Origin of the sequence: Streptacidiphilus albus JL83 (assembly GCF_000744705.1) — a bacterium.
Lineage (GTDB): Bacteria > Actinomycetota > Actinomycetes > Streptomycetales > Streptomycetaceae > Streptacidiphilus > Streptacidiphilus albus.
The window spans coordinates 9695185-9717406 of record NZ_JQML01000001.1 but is presented as its reverse complement, the minus strand read 5'-3'; the positions used below and the strand labels follow the sequence as shown (position 1 = coordinate 9717406).

Annotated in this window: 21 protein-coding genes; 7 read left to right on the top strand and 14 right to left on the bottom strand. The window is 72.4% G+C overall.

Features of this window, described 5'->3' with window-relative positions:
• Genes BS75_RS42160 through BS75_RS42130 form a run of 7 tightly spaced genes read right to left on the bottom strand, consistent with a single transcriptional unit; the run spans position 1 to position 7368 of the window.
• On the bottom strand, positions 1-1362 hold the full coding sequence (locus BS75_RS42160) for a hypothetical protein (protein WP_034091997.1): 1362 nt from the start codon (positions 1360-1362) through the stop codon (positions 1-3).
• The gene (locus BS75_RS42155) at positions 1349-2377 is read right to left on the bottom strand and encodes an ornithine cyclodeaminase family protein (protein ID WP_034091996.1); all 1029 of its coding nucleotides are present in this window, start codon (positions 2375-2377) and stop codon (positions 1349-1351) included. Before BS75_RS42155 ends, BS75_RS42160 begins: the two co-directional genes overlap by 14 nt.
• Positions 2374-3270 (bottom strand): HpcH/HpaI aldolase/citrate lyase family protein, encoded by an 897-nt coding sequence (locus tag BS75_RS42150; protein WP_042438737.1) that lies wholly within the window; start codon positions 3268-3270, stop codon positions 2374-2376. Before BS75_RS42150 ends, BS75_RS42155 begins: the two co-directional genes overlap by 4 nt.
• Positions 3267-4520, bottom strand: coding sequence for an 8-amino-7-oxononanoate synthase family protein (locus BS75_RS42145; protein WP_034091995.1), 1254 nt, complete (start codon positions 4518-4520; stop codon positions 3267-3269). The genes BS75_RS42150 and BS75_RS42145 overlap by 4 nt, the downstream gene beginning before the upstream one ends.
• Positions 4520-5386, bottom strand: coding sequence for a cupin-like domain-containing protein (locus tag BS75_RS42140; RefSeq protein ID WP_197092018.1), 867 nt, complete (start codon positions 5384-5386; stop codon positions 4520-4522). The genes BS75_RS42145 and BS75_RS42140 overlap by 1 nt, the downstream gene beginning before the upstream one ends.
• Positions 5387-5428: 42 nt before the next feature.
• The gene (gene dmpG, locus BS75_RS42135) at positions 5429-6442 is read right to left on the bottom strand and encodes a 4-hydroxy-2-oxovalerate aldolase (protein WP_034091993.1); all 1014 of its coding nucleotides are present in this window, start codon (positions 6440-6442) and stop codon (positions 5429-5431) included.
• A complete protein-coding gene (locus BS75_RS42130) occupies positions 6439-7368 on the bottom strand; it encodes an acetaldehyde dehydrogenase (acetylating) (protein WP_034091992.1) in 930 nt (309 codons plus the stop codon). Before BS75_RS42130 ends, dmpG begins: the two co-directional genes overlap by 4 nt.
• A gap of 699 nt (positions 7369-8067) precedes the next feature.
• On the opposite strand from BS75_RS42130, the gene BS75_RS48960 reads away from it, so the two are divergent.
• The 6 genes from BS75_RS48960 to BS75_RS42105 all read left to right on the top strand — a co-directional run bounded on the left by BS75_RS48960 (position 8068) and on the right by BS75_RS42105 (position 13249).
• A complete protein-coding gene (locus BS75_RS48960; RefSeq protein WP_156164348.1) occupies positions 8068-8235 on the top strand; it encodes a hypothetical protein in 168 nt (55 codons plus the stop codon).
• A gap of 165 nt (positions 8236-8400) precedes the next feature.
• Entirely contained in the window at positions 8401-9819 is a 1419-nt protein-coding gene (locus BS75_RS42125) for a hypothetical protein (RefSeq protein WP_034091991.1), read from the top strand.
• 70 nt (positions 9820-9889) lie between these two features.
• Positions 9890-10795, top strand: coding sequence for an ABC transporter ATP-binding protein (locus BS75_RS42120; RefSeq protein WP_034091990.1), 906 nt, complete (start codon positions 9890-9892; stop codon positions 10793-10795).
• On the top strand, positions 10792-11538 hold the full coding sequence (locus tag BS75_RS42115) for an ABC transporter permease (RefSeq protein ID WP_197092017.1): 747 nt from the start codon (positions 10792-10794) through the stop codon (positions 11536-11538). Before BS75_RS42120 ends, BS75_RS42115 begins: the two co-directional genes overlap by 4 nt.
• A complete protein-coding gene (locus tag BS75_RS42110; RefSeq protein ID WP_034091989.1) occupies positions 11535-12650 on the top strand; it encodes a sensor histidine kinase in 1116 nt (371 codons plus the stop codon). Before BS75_RS42115 ends, BS75_RS42110 begins: the two co-directional genes overlap by 4 nt.
• Complete coding sequence (locus BS75_RS42105) at positions 12650-13249, top strand: response regulator transcription factor (RefSeq protein ID WP_269330740.1); 600 nt, start codon at positions 12650-12652, stop codon at positions 13247-13249. Before BS75_RS42110 ends, BS75_RS42105 begins: the two co-directional genes overlap by 1 nt.
• Positions 13250-13323: 74 nt before the next feature.
• Here BS75_RS42105 and BS75_RS48955 read toward each other — a convergent pair whose 3' ends face one another.
• From BS75_RS48955 to BS75_RS48950, 7 genes are all read right to left on the bottom strand, one after another.
• Positions 13324-13497 (bottom strand): hypothetical protein, encoded by a 174-nt coding sequence (locus BS75_RS48955; protein ID WP_156164347.1) that lies wholly within the window; start codon positions 13495-13497, stop codon positions 13324-13326.
• 167 nt (positions 13498-13664) lie between these two features.
• Complete coding sequence (locus tag BS75_RS42100; protein WP_231608068.1) at positions 13665-14519, bottom strand: ABC transporter permease; 855 nt, start codon at positions 14517-14519, stop codon at positions 13665-13667.
• Positions 14516-15499, bottom strand: coding sequence for an ABC transporter ATP-binding protein (locus tag BS75_RS42095; protein WP_034091987.1), 984 nt, complete (start codon positions 15497-15499; stop codon positions 14516-14518). Before BS75_RS42095 ends, BS75_RS42100 begins: the two co-directional genes overlap by 4 nt.
• 27 nt (positions 15500-15526) lie before the next feature.
• Complete coding sequence (locus BS75_RS47495) at positions 15527-16633, bottom strand: thiopeptide maturation pyridine synthase (RefSeq protein WP_034091986.1); 1107 nt, start codon at positions 16631-16633, stop codon at positions 15527-15529.
• Positions 16630-19035, bottom strand: coding sequence for a lantibiotic dehydratase (locus tag BS75_RS42085; RefSeq protein WP_034091985.1), 2406 nt, complete (start codon positions 19033-19035; stop codon positions 16630-16632). Before BS75_RS42085 ends, BS75_RS47495 begins: the two co-directional genes overlap by 4 nt.
• Positions 19032-20885 carry a TOMM precursor leader peptide-binding protein gene (locus BS75_RS42080; RefSeq protein ID WP_052070458.1) on the bottom strand — a complete coding sequence of 618 codons (1854 nt, stop codon included), beginning with the start codon at positions 20883-20885 and terminating at the stop codon, positions 19032-19034. The genes BS75_RS42085 and BS75_RS42080 overlap by 4 nt, the downstream gene beginning before the upstream one ends.
• A 13-nt stretch (positions 20886-20898) precedes the next feature.
• Complete coding sequence (locus BS75_RS48950; RefSeq protein ID WP_052070456.1) at positions 20899-21567, bottom strand: nitroreductase family protein; 669 nt, start codon at positions 21565-21567, stop codon at positions 20899-20901.
• A gap of 414 nt (positions 21568-21981) precedes the next feature.
• Here BS75_RS48950 and BS75_RS48945 point away from each other — a divergent pair, with 414 nt between their 5' ends.
• Positions 21982-22221, top strand: a complete 240-nt coding sequence (locus BS75_RS48945; RefSeq protein ID WP_156164346.1) for a hypothetical protein — start codon at positions 21982-21984, stop codon at positions 22219-22221.
• Position 22222: the final 1 nt, after the last annotated feature.

Below are 22222 nucleotides of genomic sequence, written 5' to 3'. Positions count from 1 at the left end.
TCAGATCGCCACCATCACGTTGTCGGAGCTGCTGGCCCGCCCGCCCCGGACGCTGACGATCCCGGCGGAGCCGTCGCCGAAGAACCGGCAGAACATTCCGGCCGGACGGCCGCCGAACACCAGCGGTCCCAGGACCGGGGCCACATCGACCTCGTAGGGCTCGTCGACGCCGTCGGCGATCAGCGCGACCCGGCAGGTCTGCGGCTCCACGAACTGCTGCACCACGCTGGTGCCGCCGACGACGGCCTCGCCCACGGCGGACTCCCACTCGGCCTGGTCCACCTGGCGGCCGATGACCACCTGCTTCCCGCAGTCCCCCAGGCCGGCCTTGAGCACCAGCAGCTCCCGGTTGGCCAGCACGAAGGGAAGCAGGTCCACCTGCCGGCCCTGGCGCTCAGTCCTGCGCTCCGACAGGATCCGGGTCCACGGCAGGTACCGCTCGACCAGCCTGCGCTCGCCCTCGGTCATCCAGGGCCGCCCCTCCGACAGCAGACCCATGGTCAGCTTGGAGTGCATGAAGGTCGAGGTCTGGGTGCCCACCAGCACGCAGCCGTGGTCCAGCGCGTCCTGCACCGGCGCGGTGTCGACCCCGGCCTCGTCCCAGTCCGGAATGGTGAAGTTCCGCAGTCCGATCGGATGGCGCAGGTTCGGGGCGCAGTCCCACGCCCGGTGCAGCTCCTCCGGCTCGAAGAAGCTCGCGGTCAGGCCGTGGCTGTTGTAGTAGTCGGCCTCCATCTCGAAGTACCGCGGGTGCACCCCGCTCACCCTGGAACTGCCGACGACGGCCACCCGCGGCGCCAGTGCCAGCTCCGCGCTGAGCGAGCGGAACATCTCGGTGCGCACCGCGAGCGGGTTCGGCGAGCGGTACGGGGTCCGGCCCTCCTCGTCGGCGTGGAGCCTGTTCCACACCGCCAGCCGGCTCTGCGACTCCACCACGCCGCCGAGCGCGCCGCTGACGTTGAACTCCAGGAACTGCGGACCGTCCGGCCCGATCACCAGATCCGGACGGACCACGCTGTCGGCGTACCGCTCCTCGATGAAGGGGTCGCGCATCCACAGCCGGTCCTCGCTGGCGGGCATGGAGTAGGCCTTCAGCCGGTCGGCGGTGGTGGGCCCGGCCTCCAGGGCGGTGCGGCGCAGCAGCTCGATCAGCGCGGCGCTCACCCGGAACACCTCGGCGTAGGCCGCGCGCGGGATCGCCATCGGCGCGGCGGGAAGGACCGGCTGGTGCGGCCAGCCGGTGTCCCGGAGCTCGTGCCGGAGCATCTGCCGGATCGTGTCCGCCGACGCGGCGGGCCTCAGCCGGTGCCCTCCGAACCACGAGTGGCCGTTTCCGGTGCCGAGGTCCTCATGCGTGTCCATCCGACACTCCCTCCCTTGGTGGTGGAACGGCGGACGGTTCGCCCGGTGCCTGCTCGGCCGCCCGGTACTGCTCGAACAGCGCCACCGCGGCGGCGGTGTCCTCGATGGCCATGCCGACCGTGCGCAGCACCGAGGTCCGGCCGGCGACGGCGATCTCGCCGCTCACCAGCCTGCCCAGCTCGCACAGGTCCTCGGCCTTGATCAGGCCGCCGGCCAGGGCCGCCCGCACCTCGCCCGCGCCGTCCAGGGCCGCGGTCCGGTCCTCGACGACGGTCACGGCATCGGCCAGGAGCGCCGGGTCGAGCTCGACGGCGTCCGGGTGGGTGCCGCCGATCACGTTCACATGCGCCCCGGCGGCCACCCAGTCCGCCGCCACCACGGGTGTGCCGTCGGCGGTGGAGGTGGCCGTGCAGATGATCGCCGCGTCGGTGACGGCCTCCCGCGCGCTGTCGCAGACCGTCACCCGGACGGGTCGGGGTGCGGTGTCCCGGATCCAGTCGGCGAGTTGCTCGGCCCCGGCCCGGGTGCGCGAGTGGATCCGGACGGTGCGGATCGGGCGCACCGCCGACACCGCCCTGAACAGGGCCCGCGCCTGCACCCCCGCGCCGATCACCGACAGGTCGTCGGCGTCGTCGGCGGTGCACCAGCGGGTCGCCAGCGCGGCGACCGCGCCGGTGCGGACGGCGGTCAGCTCGGCGCCGTCCAGCAGGGCGGTGATCTGCCCCGTCCTCAGGTCGGTGAGCGCGACGATGCCGTGGATCAGCGGCAGCCCGCGGGTCGTGTTGTCGGGGGTGAGCGTGGTGACCTTGACGCTGCCCACCCCGCGCCGCTCCCAGACGGCGGGGCTGACCAGGAGGACCCGCTGGTCACCGTGGTCGATGACGGTACGGGCCGGGGACCGGGTCCGACCGGCGGCCAGGTCCACGAACATCTCGCCGAGCACGTCGATCACCCGGGCCATCGGCCGGGGGCCCGCCATGTCGGCGGCCTGGACCATCACCGGGGCGGCGGTCATCCCTCGCCACCGTCTCCGGCACCGGTGCCGGCCGGGTCGGTGCTGCCGAATCGACTCGTCCAGGCGTCTTCGCGGGCCACCGTGTCGCGCGCCCGCCGGGCGAACGGCGGCCCGACCATGTTGCCGTCCAGCACGGCGATCCCGCCGTTGGCCGCGGCCACGGCCGCTGCCACCCGGCGGGCCAGTGCCAGTTCGTCGGGGCGGGGCCGCAGCAGGCGGTTGATCACGTCGAGTTCGCGCGGGTGCACCGTCGCCTTGCCGTGGAAGCCGAGCGCCCGGGCCCGGGTGGTCTCCTCGGTGAGGACCGCCGGCTCGGCGAGCCGGTAGTTGGCCGTGTCGATGCACGCCCGGCCGAACCGGGCGCAGGCCATCGCCATCGCCTGACGGGCCGCCTGCATGGCCTCCCAGCTGATGTCGACCCCGAGCTCGGCGGCCAGATCGGCCGAGCCGAGCACCAGTCCGTCGGCGGTTCGCGCGACGGAGTCGATCCGGGTGATCGCCTCGACGGTCTCCACCGTCACGTAGACCTCCGGGTACGCGCCCGCCTCCGCCAGCGTCCGGCGCAGCAGGTCGATCTCCTCCGCCGAGGTCACCATCGTCATCAGGACGATGCCGGGCTTCACCGCACTGTCGGTCAGCATCAGTACGTCGTGCAGCGCGGCGAGGCTGCCGAGCTCGTTGATCCGCACGGCGACGTTCTCCGGCCGCGGCGACTTCTCCAGCGCGGTCCGGCAGACCGCGCGGGCGGCCGCCTTGTCGGCGGGCGGCACCGCGTCCTCAAGGTCGATCAGGTGGACGTCCGCGTCGTACGACCAGGCCTTCACCACCCGTTCCAGCGACAGGGCCGGCGTGTACAGGATGCTGCGCGGTACCGCCCGGGCCGGGCCGGTCACTCGGCCACCGGCCCGGGCCGCGCGGCCGCCGGAAGCGCCCCGGCCTGGATCAGTGCGGCGGCGAGCCGCCTGATCTGCTCCTCGGTCTGGCCGGCCCGCAGCATCACCCGCAGTCCGGCGGTGCCGCGGGCGACGATCGGGAAGAACACCGGCGAGGTGTAGAAGCCGGCCGCGAAGACCTGCTTGGCGGCCTCGACCACCGTCGCGTCGCTCATCGGCACCACCCGGATCGGGAAGGTGCTCTCGGCCTGCTCGGTCGTGACGAGCGAGTCGAACAGCGCGATGTTGGACCGCAGCCGCCCCTGCAGCTGGACGAGTTCCTCGGTGCGGTGGATCTCGGCCGAGGCGAGCGCCGCACCGACGGCGGCGGCGTTCATCTTCTGCGAGTAGCCCAGCGGGCCGGCGAAGCGCTCGATCAGCCGCCGCGTCTCCTCGGGGTAGCCGTCGAGCAGGATCGCCGTGCCGCCGGCCCCGAATCCCTTGGTCAGGGTCGCCACGGTGATGGTCCGCTCGTCCAGCACCGGGGAGTGCGAGCGGACGTAGCCGATGCCGCGCTCGCCGTAGGCGGACAGCGAGTGCGAGTCGTCGTAGAAGACCAGGAGGTTGTACTTCTCCTGCAGTTCGGCCAGCTCGACGACGGGCGCGTAGCCGCCGAGGCTGTCCGAGCCGTCGACCACGTAGCAGACCCGCTCGTAGGTGCGGCACATGTCCTCGAGGAAGTCGAGGTCGTGGTGACGACTGCTCACGACCTCGGTCTCGTCGGCGCAGCTCGGCTTGGCGTTGGCCATCGAGACGTGGGCGTTCTTGTCGAAGACCATCAGCGGCCGGGTGCCGTTGCCGAGGTGCCCCGACGCGATCAGCGGAAGCAGGCCGGTGCTGGCCGCCGCGGTGGAGAGCGCGCTGATCACCATCGAGCCGAACAGCTCGCCGAGCGACTCCTCCAGCTCCAGCAGGACCCGGGTCTGGACGCGGGTGCGCGGGATGCAGTGGTCCAGCACGCCGAAGCGGCGCAGCGACTCGACCGCACCGTCGATGACCTTGGGGTGGGTGTCCAGGTCCAGGTACGAGCAGACCGTGAAGTTGACGAACTCATGTCCGTCGGCCATGTGGAACACGCCGTCCTCGAGGTCGCCGACGACGCCGGCGACCCCGTTCTCGTAGGACATGTTCCAGAAGGTGTTGCCGATCCCGATGAGCCTGTCGTTGTTGCGGTACAGGTGGGTGGGGGTGATGGTCTTGCGGTCGCTCATCAGGAATTCACCTCGGTGGGCTTGTAGCTGTAGACGCCGTTGAACTTCCGGTACGCGTAGGTGTACAGCGCGACGCCGAGCACGTGCGGCCTACGGAGGATCTTCTTGGACTTGAGCCAGAAGTTGACGTTGATGTTCATGTCGTCCAGCGACTCGGCCTGGTGCCACCAGCCGAGCGGCAGGTAGAGCATGTGGCCGGGTTCGAGGACGAAGTCACGGCGCTGGGCGAGCTTGGACGCCAGCTTGGGGTAGCGCTTCAGGTCGACGTCGTCCAGGTCGACCACCTGGGACTTGTCCCCGAACCCCCGCAGTACCGACTGCGGGTAGTACTCCCGCACCCCGGGCGGAGCGATGATGAACCGCTTGCGGCCCTCCAGCGAGATGTTGAAGTTCTCGAACTCGTCGAAGTGGCTCTTGGTGAACACGCCGCGGTGGCTGATCCACAGGTTGGCCGCGTAGAGGGTGTTGCCGTAGCCGAAGAGCTCCTCGGCGTCGAATCCGATGACGGCGTTCACGTCGGACGGGCTGCTGCGGATGTTCGACACCACCCGGTGCCAGGTGTCGGTGCCGGTGAGGTTCCGCTCGTCCGCGAAGAACTCGCGGAGCTTGATGTCCTGGGTCTCCCAGCGGCCCGGGTGGTTCTTGTCGCCCGGCTCGGTGAACAGGGTGACGGTCATCTCGGCCAGGCGCGCCGCCACTTCCTCCCGGCCCAGCCCCTGCACACTGCTCGGGAGCTTGATCACCACGGGGCGGTCCGCCTTGTAGAGCCCCTGGGGGCCGACTGCCATGAATTCGTCGAACGACATACGGGCGACTTCCACGCCCGCCGTCCCGTTCGACTTGGGCGCAGCTTCCGGTATTGCCATGCCGTTTGTCCTCCCTTCCTGAAACCGCGTCACATACCTGCGTCAGCCGCCGGTCTTGCGGCTGCTCAGCTCCGACACCACGTCCACGATCAGGTCCTCCTGGCCGGCGATGGTCTGCCGGCGCCCGAGTTCGAAGAAGACGTCGCGCGGGTCCACCCCGGCGGCCGCGGAGAGTTCGACCACCCGGTGCTTGAATCCGGAGAACACTCCCGCCAGCCCGCTGACGATGCTCATCGAGGCGGTCACCGGCGGCGCGGGCATCAGCTCACGCTCGGCCAGGTCCGCGGCGTCCAGCAGCCCGTACAGGTCGATCCCGGTGGCGTACCCGCTCCGCTCCAGTACCGGTACCAGCACCTCCAGTTGGGTGTTGCCCGCCCCGGCGCCGAAGCCGCGGGCGCAGCCGTCGATGATCAGGGCGCCGGCGTCGGCCGCGGCCACCGAGTTGGCGACGGCCATCCCGAGGTTGTTGTGCCCGTGGAAGATCACCGGGACGGCGTCGACCGCCCCGACGATGGCTCCGATCCGCGCGGTGACGTCCGCGGGGAGGAAGTGACCCGCCGAGTCCATGATCCCCACGGCCTGCGCCCCGTACCCGACGGCCCGCGCGGCCTGCTCGGCCAGTTCCCCGGCGGAGGCCATGTGACTCATCATCAGTACGCAGTGGGCCTCGGCCCCGGCGTCCCGGAGGAAGCCCAGGTGGCGCTCGGCCAGTGACGCCTCGGTGGCGTGCACGCCGATGCGGAAGACGTCGACCCCGTGGCCGATCGCCCGCCGGAGGTCCTCGGAGGTGCCCCAGCCGGGCAGCATGAAGGCGCCCATCCGGCTGTGCAGCAGCGCCTCGCGGACGGTCGACAGCATATCGTCGTCGCTCGCCGCGGCCAGCCCGACCTGCAGCGAGGAGGCGCCCAGGCCGTTGCCGTGGCCGACCTCCACCACCGGGATCCGCGCGGCGTCCGCCGCCTCCGCGTAGCGCCTGATCGCGGTCAGCCCGAGCTGGTGCCGGACCGCGTGCTGGCCGTCCCGCAAGGTCGGGTCGTGGATCACCAGCTGCTTCATGAGGCCACTCCCGTCCGGGACATCCGGTCCGGGCGGGTCGCGTACTGCTCGGCGACCATGACCGCGGCGGAGTTGATGATGTCGAGGTTCCCGGCGTACGGCGGCAGGACGTCGCTGTGCGCCGTGACCCGGAGGGTGATCGTCACCAGGTCGTCGACCGCCGTGCAGGAGACGACCTCGTACCCGGGGGCGAACGACCGCACCTGCTCGGCCACTTGGTCGACCACCGCGCGCACCACCACCGGGTCGGCGCCGACCGTCCGGGCACGGACGGCCGTCCGGAAGGTCGCCGGCGGCACCGCCGGACTGATGTTGAGGATCGCCTTGACGGCGGTCACGCCGGAGAACGTCGTCACGGCGTGGCCGGTGGTCGCCACGTACTCGTCCAGGTTCATCCTGGTCGCACGGCCCGCGACGGTACTGGCCACGGTCGAGACGACCTCGAAGTAGCTCACCGGGAAGCGGGCGGCCAGCGCGTGCACCACCGGGACCGCCGCCTGACCGCCGCAGCTGATCAGATTGACGTTCCGTCCGGTGGCCGGCGACACCCCGGTCACGGTGGGCGCCACCATCTGCCCGACCTTGCTGGGCGTCAGGTCGATCACCAGCGTCCCGAGCGGTTCGAGCAGCGGCCAGTGGACCCGGTGGGACGCGGCGCTGGTGGCGTCGAAGACGACGTCGAACGGGCGCGGGGCCGCCAGCACGGCCTCGATGCCGCCGGCGGTGGTGGGATAGCCGAGGCTCTCGGCGTACCGCAGGCCCGCCGACTCCGGATTGCGTCCGGCCACCAGCCGGCACTCCAGCGCCGGCGACCGGTCGATCTTGCTCACCAGGTCCCGGCCGATCGCCCCGGTTCCGATGACGGCGACCGTCACCGGTTCGGCGACCTCGGGACGGGCGCTCCGCAGACCCGCCGTGGGACTCAACGTATGCCTCCGTGGGACCCGAGGTGGCAGGTCCGCGGACGGCGTGAGAGGCAACGGCGAGTACTGTTGGTTTGCCTCGCCGCATCCGGTTCGCAGGTTCCCATGAACGTTGTCCTCATCCTTCGGTGTGCGCGGCTGCTCCATGGCAGCCCTGACAGCAGACTCTCAGGTGACTCATCGGGATGTCCCCGTTCCGGACCGTGCGTCGAGCGGTTCGGTCACGCCGCCGCTGGTGCAGCCGACAGCCGTCACGGCCGGCGGGCCGCCGCTGGGCGAAGCGTGGGAAAGGACGAAGAAATCAAGACCGATAGGCCGCCGGCCGCCGCGCCGAATCGAACGGGCGCCAACGCGAACCGGAAGTCTTGACGCGGTATGTGTGAATGCCAGGTTGCCGGGCTGCCCTCCCGTCCATGCACCGTGCCGGCCGCCGATTCAGCGCCCAGCGGCGGCGAACATATCAGAAGACCGCAGCGCACGGGCCCCTCCGGCCGGATGGAATTCGATCTTCTCCGGAGGCGTCCGACCTGTCCGGCCGACGGACCCGATCTTCCTCTCGACGCCGCCGCTGACGCCGACTATTGTCGTGAACCTGAGCGCACGGGTCCCGATGGGCACGAGGGGCTGATGGTGCGTCAATGACGGGGCGGCATCTCGAAGAAGGAAACGAATGGACTGCCGGCTGCACTGCCACGCGGCGTCATGAGCCCGTCGACGGCGGAACTGGCCGACTCGCAACGGCTGCGCCCTGACCGTGACTCCTCCCGGCCGGTGGTCGCGGTGACGCTCCTGGCGGGCTCCCGCCGCCGGTGGACCACCCGCCTCGGGCGGAGCGCCGAGCAGCCCCCGTCGCCGACGGATGCCGACTGAGCCGACAGTTCGTCGACGGGTTGCCCGGTCTGCGGGCAATGGTGGAGGCGCATCCTGCCCGGGGCACGGGCTACGGGCCGGCCCCGGCGGCCCCGGCCGGGTGCGGGCGGACGGCCGGGACCGCGATCGGCCCGGAAACCACCCACTAGCGAATCAGGACTTCCCATGACCATCACCAGGCTGCCCGGACCACTCAGATCGCGGCTGGGCCACGCGTACGGGGAGCAGCTCGCGCAGCAGGCGTCGACGGGCGGCCGGCACCCCACGGCCGCCGCCAGGGAGTCGGCCACCCTCACCCTGGCGTACCGGGAGCGCTTCCTGGACGGCCCGGCCTTCCTCGGCGAGGACGAGCGCCGCACCGTCGTCCAAGACCTGCACACGGTCTACGAGTTGCTGCGCTCGCTGCCGGAGCGCCTGTTCGGCGGCAGCATCACCGCGCTGGCGGCGGCGGTCGGCATGGATGCCAGGCAGTCGGCGCTGATCACCCGGAGCGCCCGGACCGGGGCGCTCCACCCGCTGGGGCGGGCCGATCTCTACCACGACGGTGCGGGGTTCAAACTCCTGGAGTTCAATCTCACCAGCGCGCTCGGCGGCTTCGAGAACGCCGACCTCAACCGGGCGATGCTGGCGTACCCGCCGCTCGACGAGTTCGTCCGGCGGCACGGGCTCCGCTACCTGGACACCCTGGGCCGGATGGTGCGGACCATGTACGCCGAGTGCGCCGCGAACATACCCGCCGACCGGGCGCCCCTCGTCGCCGTGGTGGACACGGTGGACAACTTCACCGTCGTGGGGCCCCGGCTGCGGATCTTCGCCGAGCAGCTGGCCGGCTACGGGGCCGAGGGGATCGCCTGCGACCTCGGCGAGCTCACCTACCCGAACGGCCGTCCGACGGCCTCGGGCCGGGCCGTCGACGTGGTCTACCGGTACTTCCTGCCCGAGGACCTCACCGACCCCACCGCGGCGGCCCAGTTGGAGCCGCTGCTGCTCGCGGTCGAGCAGGGCCGGGTGGGCCTGTTCAGCCGGCTGGACGCCGAGCTGTACGGCAACAAGGGCGCCCTGGCGATGCTCTCCGACGAGCAGCACCGCGACCTGTTCGACGCCGCCGAGCTGGCCTGCGTCGACCGGCTCCTGCCCTGGACCCGGTACGTACGCCCGTACGCCACGGACCCCGGCGGCGCCCGGGTCGACCTGCTCGCCCATGCCCTGGCCCACCAGCACGAGCTGATCCTCAAGCCGACGCTGCTGCACGGCGGCAATGGAATCACCGCCGGCTGGCGGGCGGGCGCGGCGGAGTGGCGGAGCAGGGTCACCTCCGCCATGAACGGTCCGTTCGTGCTCCAGCACCGGGTGCGTCCCGCCGCCGAGCCGTTTCCCGACGGTGCCGGCGGCCTGCAGGACCTCTTCCTCAACTGGGGCCTCTACCTGGGTGCGCGCGGTGCCGACGACGACGGGTACGCAGGCGGGTTCGTGCGGGCCAGTGCCGATCCGGCCGTGGGGGTGGTCAGCATGGGCAGCGGCGCCATGGTCGGCTGCGTCTTCCACGGCGCCGACCGATCGGCCGACCGGTCGGTTCGGGATTGACATTTGTCACCGACCGCCGCTGACTGGGCATCACTACCGACCGTGGCCGGCGGATGGGAGCTTGGCGACCATGGAAACGGATCAGGCAGTGCTCGCAGCCGAGGGGCTGCGGTACCGGTACGGCGAGACGCTCGCGCTGGACGGCGTGGACCTGCGGGTCGACCCGGGAGAGTGCGTCGCCCTGCTCGGGCCCAACGGGGCCGGGAAGTCGACGCTGGTGATGCTCGCGGTCGGGCTGCTGGCGCCGCAGCACGGGACGGTACGGATCCTGGGCGGTGATCCGCGCCGCGCGGCGACCCGTCGGCGGTTGGGCGTGGCGCAGCAGACGCTCGGCTTTCCGAACACCCTGACCGTGAACGAGCTGGTGACCGGTGCGGCCGTCCGCGGCGGGCTGCGGGCGCCCGCGGCCGGTCCGGTGCTGGCGGAGCTCGGGCTGACCGATCTGGCGCGCAGGCGGGTGTCGAAGCTCTCCGGCGGCCAGCGGCAGCGGGTCCAGCTGGCGATGGCGCTGGTCACCGAGCCGATGCTGCTGGTGCTGGACGAGCCGACGGTCGGACTGGACACCTCGGCCCGGCGGCACTTCTGGCAGATCCTGGCGCGGCGCCGGGCCCAGGGAGCCGCGGTGCTGATGACCACCCACCTGATCGAGGAGTCGGCCGCGGTCGCGGACCGCGTGGTGGTGCTCGACCACGGCCGGATACTGGCGGACGCGACGCCGGAGGAGCTAGTGTCCCGAGTGCCGAACCGCACGGTGACCGTCAGGAGCAGCCTTGACCTGGAGGAACTGGGGCGGATGCCGGGTGTGTTGTCGGTCGGGCGGGAGCACGACCTGGTGAAGATCCAGACGCGCTCCCCGGAGGACCTGCTGCGGGTGCTGCTCGACCGGGATCCGGATCTCTCGGAGTTGCGGGTGCAGGACGCGGGCTTGGAGGAGGCCGTGGTTTCGCTGACCAACGGTGCGGAGGCGGCGGCATGAACACGATGATGGGACGGGTCTTCGGGGTCGAGCTGCGGGACGAACTGCGGGCGATCGTGCGGGAGCCGACCTCGCTGTTCTTCGGCGTCCTCATGCCGGTCGGGTTCTTCGTGCTGTTCAACCTGCTGTACGGGCACGACGCCACGCAGGGCCTCTCGGCCGGCACGGCGATGGTGGCCACGTTCGGCACCTACGGGGTGATCACGGTGGCCTCGTTGCAGCCGGGGATCGGGGTCGCGCAGGACCGGGACCTGGGCTGGCTGCGGATGAAGCGGGTGTCCGCGGTGCCGATCGGGATCAGCCTCGCCGCCAAGGCCACGGCCGCGCTCCTCTACGGGGTGGGCGTACTGGTGCTGATGGGGATCGGGGCCGAGGCCTTCGGCACGCTCCACGCCTCCCCCTGGGCGCTGCTCCGGTTGGCGGTGGTGCTGCTGCTGGGCAGCATCCCGTTCACGCTGCTGAGCGTGGCGGTCGGCTTCCAGTTCCGCACGGGTGCGGCGATCGCGCTGCTCAACGCGGTGCTGTTTCCGCTGGCCGTGATGTCCGGGCTGTGGATCCCGATCCGGTTCCTGCCCTCGGTCGTGCGGGAGATCGCGAAGTTCCTCCCCACCTACCACCTGGCGCAGCTGGGGCTCGCTCAACTGGGTGACGGCAGCGCCATGATCCACGTCCTGGCCCTGGTGGTCACCACGGCCGTGGCCGGCGCTGTGGCCGCCCTGTCCTACCGTCACGCCCGGATATGAGCACCGTCGACGCCGCTGGTTCCGGGTCCGTGGCCGAGCGGCTGCGGACCTGGGACTGGCTCTACCTCGGCTACCTGCTGTTCGTCCTGGCGCAGCCGTACTTCTCCCCGGATCCCGCATGGTGGGAGTGGCCGCTGGCGACCGTGGTCTGCGCGTCCACGGTCGTGCTCTACGCCGTGGCGCTGCTGCGGGGCCGTTCCGCGCGGCTGGTGTGGTCCTCGATCGTGCCGATGGTCGTGATCGGCGCGCTCGCCACGCCGTTCAACGCCGACGCAAGCGTGCTGTTCGTCTACGCGGCGGCCGCGGCCGGCAAGGCCCTGCCGTGGCACGTCGCACGGCGGTGGTTCGCCGGCCTGACCGTGCTGGACCTCGCCACGGCGCTGGTGTCGCGGGTGCCGATCCCCTACCGGCTGCTGGGCTTCGGGTCGGCGCTGGTGCTGATCTGGGTGGTCGGTCTGCTCGAAATCAGGCAGCACGACCGGCGGCGGGAGCTGGAGAACCAGCGGCTGCGCAGCTCGCAGGTCGGGCTGATGGCGACCATCGCGGAACGCGAGCGGATCGCGCGCGACCTGCACGACCTGCTCGGGCATTCGCTGACGGCGGTGGTGATGCGCGCCCAGCTGACCAGGGAGCTGGTGCTGGCCGACCCGCAGCGGGCCTGCGCCGAGGCCGAGGAGATCGAGCGGAACGCGCGGGAGGCGCTGAGCGCGGTGCGCAGCACGGTCACCGGCTGGCGGCAGACCAATATCCGCGCGGAGCTGGAGGCGGCGCGGCGTGCGCTGGCCGGGACCGGGGTAGCGTTGCGGGTGGACTACGACGGCGGGCTGATCCTGCTCGCGGCGACCGAGCACGAGTTGGGGCTGGCGTTGCGCGAGGCGGTCACCAATGTGGCCCGGCACGCGAACGCCTCCACCTGTCACATCGGACTGGACGCGGACGAGGGGCGGGTGCGGCTGGTGATCGCGGACGACGGGATCGGCGGCAGCGCCCCGGAGGGCACCGGGCTGACCGGGCTCCGGGAGCGGATCACCGGGCTCGGCGGCGCGGTGCAGCGCACCGGCTCGCCCGGCACGACGCTGACCATCACGGTGCCGGTCGAGGTGGCCGGGTGATCCGGGTGGTGCTGGCCGAGGACCAGGGCATGGTGCTGGGCGCGTTCGCCTCCCTGCTGGACCTGCAGCCGGACATCACGGTGGTGGCGACCGCGACCAATGGCGACAAGGCCCTGGCCGCGGTGCTGGAGCACCGGCCGGACGTGCTGGTGACCGACATCGAGATGCCGGGCCGCACCGGACTCGACCTGGCCGCGGAGCTGCACCGGGCGGGCGACCCCACCCGGGTGCTGATCGTGACCACGTTCGCGCGCAGCGGCTACCTGCGGCGCGCGGTCGACGCCGGGGTGGCCGGCTACGTGCTGAAGGACTCGCCGATCGGCGAGCTGGCGGCCGCCCTGCGCCGGGTGCACGCGGGCGAGCGGGTGGTCGCGCCGGAGCTGGCGGTGGCCGCGTGGGACGCGGCCGATCCGCTGACCGACCGGGAGCGCGAACTGCTGCGCGCGGTCGCGGACGGGGCGACCAATGCCGAGATCGCGGTGCGGCTCTTCCTGGCCGAGGGCACCGTGCGCAACTACCTGTCCAGCGCCATGGCCAAGCTGGGGGCCCGGAACCGGGTCGAGGCGGCCAGGACCGCGGAGGCCCGCGGCTGGCTGTAGGGGGTCGCCGGACTCCCCGGGCCCGGCGCCGGGTGGTCCGCTACCGGGCGGGGCCGGTCATCGCGGTCGGCCGGTCACCGGTCCCGGTCCCGGTCCCTGCCGCCGCCGTTGGTGGTCGCGTACAGCGCTCCGAGCAGGATGCCGCCCACCACGCAGACGCCGACGCCGATCGAAGAGCTGATCATGAAGCCGCCGACGACGAGTGCCGCGAAGACCATCGGCGCGGCGGTCCTGAGGTTCCTGTTCATCCGTTGTCCCCGATTGTGTCGAGGCCCGTTCGCACGAGCCGACAGGTGGTGCGGCGCGCCCTGCGGGAGCGCCGGTTCACTTCTGGCGAGGTGCCTCTCCGCACATCCAGCAAGCTTTCCTCACCCACGGTTACCCAATCATCTGCTGACGATGCTTCAAGAGCCGCTCAACCGAGCGCGCGCGACATGAACCCCCTGATGCCGATCGCGCCGGTGACGGTCATGGCGAACAGCAGCACCAGCGTGTCCGTCCACAGCGGGATCGACGACGCGAGCCCGGGCAGGGCCACCGCCCGCAGCCCCTCGCTGACATAGGTCAGCGGGTTGATCGCGGAGACCGCCTGGAACCATCTGAAGTGGCTGAGGGACGACCACGGGTACTGGACGGATCCGGTGAACGTCAACGGGGCGAGGACCAGCGAGAAGGTGACGCCGATGCGCTCCGGGGACACGACCGTGCCCAGCATCAGGCCGATACCGGCGCCGGTCGCCGAGCCGAGCAGCAGGATCAGCACCGCGCCCGGCCAGGCCGACAGCGGCCAGCCGGAGGTGCCGAGCACCAGGAACCCGATCGGTGCCATGACCAGCCCGGCGAACAGGCCGCACAGGGTGCCGAACACCATCTTGGCCACCGCGACCAGGGACCCGGGCAGCGGTGCGAGCAGCCTGTCCTCGATCTCGCCGGACCAGGAGAAGTCCATGATCAGCGGCATCGCGGTGTTCTGCAGCGAGACCAGCAGCGCGTTCAGCGCCATCACGCCCGGCAGCAGCGTCGCGCCGAAGTCGCTCCTGGTGTAGCCGGCCGTGCCGAGCACCTTGCCGAAGACGAAGAACAGCAGCAGCGGTTGGACGATCACCTGCACCAGGAACGCGGTCGGCCGCCGGGTGGTGGTGTACACGTCGCGCCACAGCACCGCCAGGAAGGTCCGCGCCACCGGACCGACGTGGTGCTGCGCCGTCGGGTCGGCGGTGCCGGTGTCGGGGCTCGAAGCCGGGCCGGCCGATTCGGTCAGGGTGGTCACCGCAGTTCCCTTCCGGTCAGGCTGATGAACACGTCCTGGAGACTGGGCCGGGCGATCGACAGGTCGACCAGCTCGGCCCCCTGGTCCACGATGATCCGCAGCACCTCCGGCAGCAGCACCGACGGATCCTTCTCGGTGCGCACCCGGAAGCAGTGGCCGAAGCCGGTCCCGGCTTCGCGCGGCGAGGCCTCGTGCTCGGCGGCGCCCGCTCCGGGCAGCTCGGTCAGCGCGGCGACGATCGTGTCGGCCGGCACCTGCTCACCGCTCACCCGTGCGGTGATGACGGTGCCTCCGGGGAGTGCCCCGGTCAGCGCGGCCGGTGTGTCCAGCGCCAGGAGCCTGCCGTGGTCGACGATGCCGATGCGGTCGGACAGGCTCTCGGCCTCGTCCATGTCGTGGGTGGTGAGCACGACGGTGACGCCGCGGTCGCGCAGTTCGCGGATCCGCTCGTGCAGGAACAGCCGCGACTGGGGGTCCAGACCGGTCGAGGGCTCGTCCAGGAACAGCACCTCGGGTGCGTGCATCAGCGCCCGGGCGATGACGACCCGCTGCGCCTGGCCGCCGGAGAGCCGCTCGACGCGCTGGCCGGCCTGGTCGCTGAGCCCCATCAGGCCGAGCAGCTCGTCGGCGCGGCCGAGTCGCTCCTCCCGGCCGATGCCGTGGTAGCGCGCGTGGAAGAGCAGGTTCTGCCGCACGTCGAGGGAGCGGTCCAGGTTCTGCCGCTGCGGCACGACCGCCAGCAGCCTTTTGGCCCTGGCCGGTTGGGCCACCACGTCGGTGCCGAGGACCAGGCACCGGCCCGAGGTCGGCAGGATCCGGGTGGTCAGCACGCCGACCGTGGTGGACTTCCCCGCCCCGTTCGGGCCGAGCAGGCCGAAGACCTCGCCCCGGTCGACGGTGAAGCTCAGGTCGTCCACGGCTGCCGGGGCGTGCGGGTGGTAGCGCTTGACAAGTCCGCTGACGGTGACGGCGTGACTCATGCGTTGTTCCTTCCTCCGTTGAGCCGGTTACAGGCGACCGCCGCTGTCGACGAATCCGATCAGGTCCTGGATCCGCTCCATCGCGGTCACCCCGTGGACGTCCTCGACGGCCCGGGAGACCACGTGGCAGATCAGGTTGCGCTCCAGCTCGCCGATGCCCAGCCGGTACATGTTGAGGTAGAGCCAGTTCAGTACCACCCGGTACTGCTGGAAGGTGTTCCAGCCGCCGAGCTGGTCGGCCGCTCCCCGGTGGCCCCCCAGTGCCCGGTGGAACGGGCTGCGCTCCGACCAGGCGCTCCAGGTCGAGCCCCACTCCTCCGGGTCGCCGTTGGCGTCGGCGTCGAGCGCCAGCTCACCGGTCACGATCAGCTCGTTGGCCTGGTTGCGGTAGCGGAGCAGGATGTCGGGCAGGGCGCTGAACAGCAGGACGTCGTGGTAGTCGGCCGCCCCGGTGATCTCGACGACCCGCTGCCGGAAGCGCTCCGCACTGGCCTCGTAGACCCGGTCGAAGCGCTCGCGCAGGCCGTCGGGCATCTTCGCCAGGAAGGAGTCGGCGTGTCCGCGGTAGGACAGGTAGCCGTAGGTCACCGGTGGGAGGAACCGGTTCGCCACCCCGATGAACATGTCGACGGCGAGCGCCATCTTCGAACCGCCGCCCCGGACCCAGTCGAGGATGTCGAACACCGTGTCGTTGGTGTCGACGTAGTAGTCGGCGAGCAGGTCGGCCGCGGCCGGCCCGCCGAGGACGTCCTGGCGCCGGTCGTAGGGCTCGGTCCCGACGGTGTTGTTGGCCGCCCAGGGCGTCAGCGGCCCGCGCTCGCGCTCCTGCTCGGCGAGCCGGACGTGCTGGGCGAGCGCTGCCTGCTCGTCCAGGACCACGCTGGACGGGTGCGCCCGCAGGTACCCCTCCAGCACCTCGGCGACGGCCGGTGCGACGACGGTGTCGAAGGTCTCGGCACTCGCCTGGATCGGGATCCGGACGTGCGGCCCGCGCCGCCAGTGCGGCTGGAAGTACACCCTGGACACCGCAGGGGCCACTGCCGTGATGAACGGGCGCACCGCGTCCAGCAGCAGGTCGGTCCGGTCGCTGTCGTGGTGGTGGACGTTCACGCTGCGCCACAGGTGTTCGGTCACTTCTCCTCGCCTCCTCGGCAGTTGAGTTCGATGACGTACTCGGTCACTCTGGGCGCGCCCCGGTGGTCGACGATCGCGGCCTCCGGTTCCGGCGCGACCTCGTAGATCACCGCCGCGCTGTCCGGGTCCCTGGCCAGCCGCTCGAAGGCGAGGACCAGTGGCGGTGATCCGATGTCGACGTACATCGGCTTCCGGGTGCGGTCGCCCGCGGCCGAACCCACCGAGATGGCGCGCATCCGCAGCACGGACACGAAGAACCGGGGCGGGATGCCGTGCTCGGCCAGCCAGATGGTCACGGTGAGCAGGAAGTCCGCGTCGGACTGACCCGCTGCACGGCGCGGCAGCGTCCCCGGCTGGGCCACCCAGGTGGCCCGCCGCAGCGCCACGTGCCCGATGCTCAGCCGCGGCGCGTGCAGCACCCGGCCCTCCCCCCGGCCGGCGCCCGGGTCGTGCTGCAGCGGCTGGTCGGGCCGCAACAGGATGGGATTGTCGCCGAAGGCCTCGATCAACAGCGCCATCACCGGCGGGAACTGCCGCTCGTAGGAGAGTCCCCCGTGGACCGGACGGACCACCGATCCGCCGTCGAGGAGGACCGGTAGCCCGTCGTCGCCCAGGCCGACCGTCAGTCGGGCCGCCGGCGGGTAGTCGAGCCGGTCCGGCAGGGCGAGCTCGCGCTGGTTGAGCGAGGTGGCAAGGGTCTGGGTGAACTCGGCGTACGTCGGCGCGCCGGGGCGGACCACGTCGACCGGGAGCGGGTCGTCCGAGAGGTGGCTCAGCAGCCGGCGCACCTGGGACCGGGTCCGGCCGAATCCGGAGTTCACCGCGTTGACGATCAGATTGCCACCGTCGTACTGGGCGTACACGGCGACCGAACCGACCGGTCGCACCCAGGCCGGCAGGCCGTCGAGCACCTGCTCGATCCGCTGCCGGTCGGGCAGTGCCCGCCGGACGTCGGCGATCAGGCCCACCAGTCGGCGCACTTCCGGGACCGGGCTGGCCGCCAGGGTCTCGCCGGGGCCGGTCATGTCGAAGGCGACCGCGGCCGGATGCAGTCGCACCGCCTCGTGGCCGTCACGCAGGAGCTCGGTGTAGAACCGGTCGAACGGCACCGGTGTCCCGGTGCCGAAGCGTTCCCGGAGGAACGCGGCGATCGCCAGTTTGAACGGCAGCGTGCTGTCGAAGACCGCGAGCAGCCGACAGCCGACCGCCAGCTCCTCCAGCAGCTCCCGCCAGGCCGGCCGGCCGGCTTCGACCACGACCCCGGGGATGACCGACTGCTCGGTCACCACGTCGCGCAGCTTGCCGGTGATGCCGAGGGCCGACAGCTGCTCGCCCAGCGCCGGGCCGAGCGCGACCCGGTCGGTCCCGTCCGCGCTCCGGTACCGGCGCAGTTCCTTCCGGACCGGGTCCAGTTCGGGTATCCGGTCCGCCAACTGCCCCAGCGGGTCGACGCCGTGCTCGTCGAAGTCCGGCCGGACCAGCAGCAGGCCGCCGGCCACGAGCGAGCGCAGGTATCCGGCCGCCCGTTCCGGCGGCGCGGGGAAACCGGCCGTCAGCTCGGCCAGCGTGGGCCGACCGGCGGCGGCGCGCAGGCAGTGCCGCAGCGGCGGGGTCAGCGGCAGGGTGAGCAGTTCCTCGGCCGGCGCCGGTCCGAGGAACCGGACGGTGTCGCCCACCGGATGCGCACTCGGATTGACCCGGACCCGCACCCCGGCCAGCCTCGCGGCCGGCGGGCCGAGGGCCGACAGGTCGAGTTCGACGATCGAGCGCGGCTGCGCGGTGGCGGTCCAGCGCAGCGCCGGCCCGTCCGGGACGAACCTGCCGAGGCCGCTGGCGGTGAACGTGCTGAACGGACTGGTCTTGGCCGCGGCCCGCGCGACGTAGACGGCCAGCCGGATCAGCTCCTGCCGCCCGGGGTTGCGCCGGAGCACCTCGTGCAGGGTGGGGCTGGCGAAGGCCAGGCCCTGGTCGAACCGGGGGTCGGCGCCGATCGCGCGCAGCCGGGCTTCGACGGACCGGTCCGCTTCGGCCAGCAGGGTCGGCAACCGCGCGCGGTCGGCGCGGTACCGGCCCACCGCCCGGCCGAACTCGGCGATGTCGCCCGCCAGTTCGGCGCCGAGCGCCTCGGCGGCCAGCGGCTCGGCGAGCAGCCGTGCCGGATCGCGCCACTGGTGCACGGTCCGCCGCAGTGCGACCAGCTTCGGCTTCGCCCTGGCGTCGGTCAGGGCGCCGATCACCCCGTGGCAGCGGTCGGACAGGGCGGCGGCGTCCGCCGTCAGCTCGGCCGCCGTTCCGGCCATGGTGAGCAGCGCCTGCCGCAGCCGGTGGTCCACGAGCTGGTCGAGCACGGTCGCGGGCAGACCCGCGACCCGTACCCCGAAGGTGGTGGCGTGGTCGGTCATGGGAACGGGTGGGGGTGGGGGTTGATGTCGGCGTCGGTCAGCGGGCGCGGCGCGTGGCCGAGCCGGTGCGGCACCTCCCGCAGCCGGGGCAGTCCGGTGATCCGCCGGTTGCGGTGGCCGAAGGTCATGGACAGGGCGCCGGGGGCGATCACCTTCACGCAGTGCAGGCCGGCGGCCCGGTGCAGCGGCGAGGTCTGGTCGACGACCACCACGTCCATGCCGCCCGCCAGCATCCGGCCGACGGCCTCGGTCAGGTCGTCGCGCAGGTCGGCCCGGAACGGCCAGGGCGCGCGGCCGAGGAGCTGCTCCCAGCCGGTCACCCGGTCCTCGCCGAGCAGGAAGGAGAAGCGGTCGAACGCCTCCGGCGTGGCGCTGCACAGCGAGTGGTCGGTCATGATCCGCACCAGCTCGGGATCGGCGGCCATCCGCCGGGCCCGCTCGGCCTCGGCCGGGTAGCGTGCCTGCTCCTGCTCGACGATGGGCGCCAGCTCGCCGAGCGCGGTGAGCACCGCGGCGACCGGGTCCAGCGCCGAGCCGCTGGTGCAGACGACCTTCGGCCGGGTGTCGTCGCCGGTGGTGTCCTGCGCCAGCACCCAGAACGCCGGGATCGCCTCGGCGAGGGTCATGTCGAAGGCCCGCACCCGGTACCCGGTGCGCCGGATCCGCTCGGCGACCAGCCCGATCCGCGGGTCGGGGGCCCGGGCGAGGTCCACCTCCGGCACGGGCATCCGGGCGTACCAGGTCATCAGGAACGCGTCGCGCTCGACCACCTCCAGGATCCCGTGCAGGATCGCCTCCTCCACGCTGCCGCCGAGCGCGCAGCCGTTGGAGATCTCGAAGGTGAACGGCTTGTCCGGTCGGGCCCCCGGTCGCCAGGGCGTCCGGTAGTACGCGTGCGTCTCCGGGACGAGCACCGGTCGGCCCTGGCGGAACGAGTACGCCCACACCCAGGACACCACGGCGTCCTCGGTGAAGGGCTGGTACTCGCAGTCCGGCTCCTGGTAGCGCTCGGCCGGGAACAGGCCGAACGAGCGCGGATCGAGGGCGTCCCCGGCGAGTTCGGCGTAGCTGCCGCGCACGGTGGTCCGCTTGCCCCAGGGCCACTGGCCGCCGAGCCGTTCCAGTGCCTCGGCGACCGCGGTGGCCCGGCAGGAGGCGAAGTCGCGGGTGCGCCCGAAGCCGGCCTCGCCGCGGTAGCCGTACTCGGCCAGGACCGCTTCGGCCAGCGGGACCATCGAGTCGCGCAGCCCGCTGGGCGGGGCGACCACCCCGGTCTCGGCGTCCACGTAGAGCTCGGTCAGCCGGGCTTCGGAGAGCTCGCCGGTCCTGCTGGCGCGGATCCGGGGCTTGGGGCGCGGGCGGGGCGCGATCACGGCCCGCTCGGCGGTGTCGTCGGGCAGCGCGCCGCAGACCGGGCACAGCGGGTCCGGAAGGAACGTGTGCCGGGTCAGCGACAGGTCGCGCAGGTCGAGGTACCGGCAGCAGTCCCTGGCGACGCCCGAGTGGACCAGCTCCCGCACCGCGTCGGCGGCGAAGCCGGACAGCCAGGTCGACGGCCGGGTCGCGACCCGGTCGTCCTTCCGCAGCTCGGTCGTCCAGGGGTCGCGCCGGGGCGCGCTGGACCGCCACTTCTGCAGGCACCAGACGCAGCCGCGCTCACCGGGCCGGACCAGCGGGCCGATCACGACCCGGTCCAGCTCGGTCCACACCGGCAGCCAGGGCTCGCCCCGGTCGTGGGCCGGGGCCCAGTCGCCGGTGTCCCAGCCGTCGCGCGCCACCACCAGCATCGACGGCGGACGCCGGGCGATGGCGTCGGCCAGCAGGCCGTCACCGATCACGGTGTCGCTCACCAGCGGTTCTCCCTCACCACGTCAGCCGGAACTCGGGGCGCAGCCCGGCGGGGTGCTCCGTGCCCAGTTGCGCCACCAGCAGGCTCCGCTTCCGGCCCTCCAGGCCGAACCAGTCGTCCAGCAGGTGCGTGAGCACGTCGTTCTGGATCCGGCTCGCCACGTCGACGGCCGCCGCGGCGAGGCAGGCGCGGTGCAGCGCGGCACCGGCGGCCGCCTGCTGCACGCGGTACCAGCGGTTGCCGAACCGCTCCTCGGCGGTTTCGGCGTCCCCCACCGGCAGCAGCCACACGTTCGCCGTGCGGGCGCCCTGCTGGGTCAGCGCGGCCAGCGCGGCCTCGCGCAGCCGCTGCCGGGGATCGCCCTCGCCCACCAACTCCAGTTGGTGCTCGCCGGGGTGGTAGCGGTACGCGCCGGACGGGACCCCGGTGACGTCGGCGACGACGCAGTAGAACTCGACCAGGTTCGCCGGCAGGTCCCAGTGCGGCTGCTGACCGTAGCCGGCCAGGATCGTGGCCAGCGTGCCCATGGACATGGTCTCGCCGTTGAAGCCGCGCATGGCCGCGTGCCGGGTCCGGGTGCCGGTCGGCAGATCCGCGGCCGCGAGCGGCAGGCTGATCCGCTCGCCGTCGCCCGAGGGTGCGGCCGGCAGCGGTTCCGGTCCGGGGCGGCTCTCGGCGAGCACGGCCGCGTGTGCGCCGAAGGCGCGCGGGAAGGCGGCGAGCGAGGGCCGCCGAACGCGGCGGGCACCGGCGGGACCAGTTCGACGACCGCGTGCACCCCTTCCTCCCTCGGATCGAGCCCCAGCAGTTCGGTGACGTCGGCGTCGGGGAAGCAGAGCCGGGCCGTGGCGTTCTGGTCGCCCGCGACCACCAGCGCCTGCGCCACCTGGATCCCGGCCTCCAGACAGGCCAGCCGGTAGTACATCTCGCCGTACTTGGCGGCCAGCCGCCAGAACACGTTGGTCTGCACCAGCACCGTGGCGGCCGGCCGGGACGCCACCCAGTGGCGGTAGTCGCCCGCGCGCAGCCGCACCAGGTCGTGCCGGGCCGGGTCGTAGTAGTGGACGCCGGTGGGCACCTCCGAGTCGGGACCGGCGATGACGTACCACTCCGAGCTGTACCGGGCGCCACCCGAGGGGGTCGGGCGCCGGGTCACCAGCCACTGCAGCGGATCGGCGTCCGGGATGGCCTCGAAGCTGTCGGTGAAGGGCAGCATGTCCAGCGGGGTCAGCCACTGCGCCCGGGTGATGCCGCCGAGGTCGGCGAGCATCCGGCCGAGCCGGTGCGCGGACTTCTCCGGCGGCCACGGCAGCGCGTGCCGCGGCGCCCCCGGGTAGC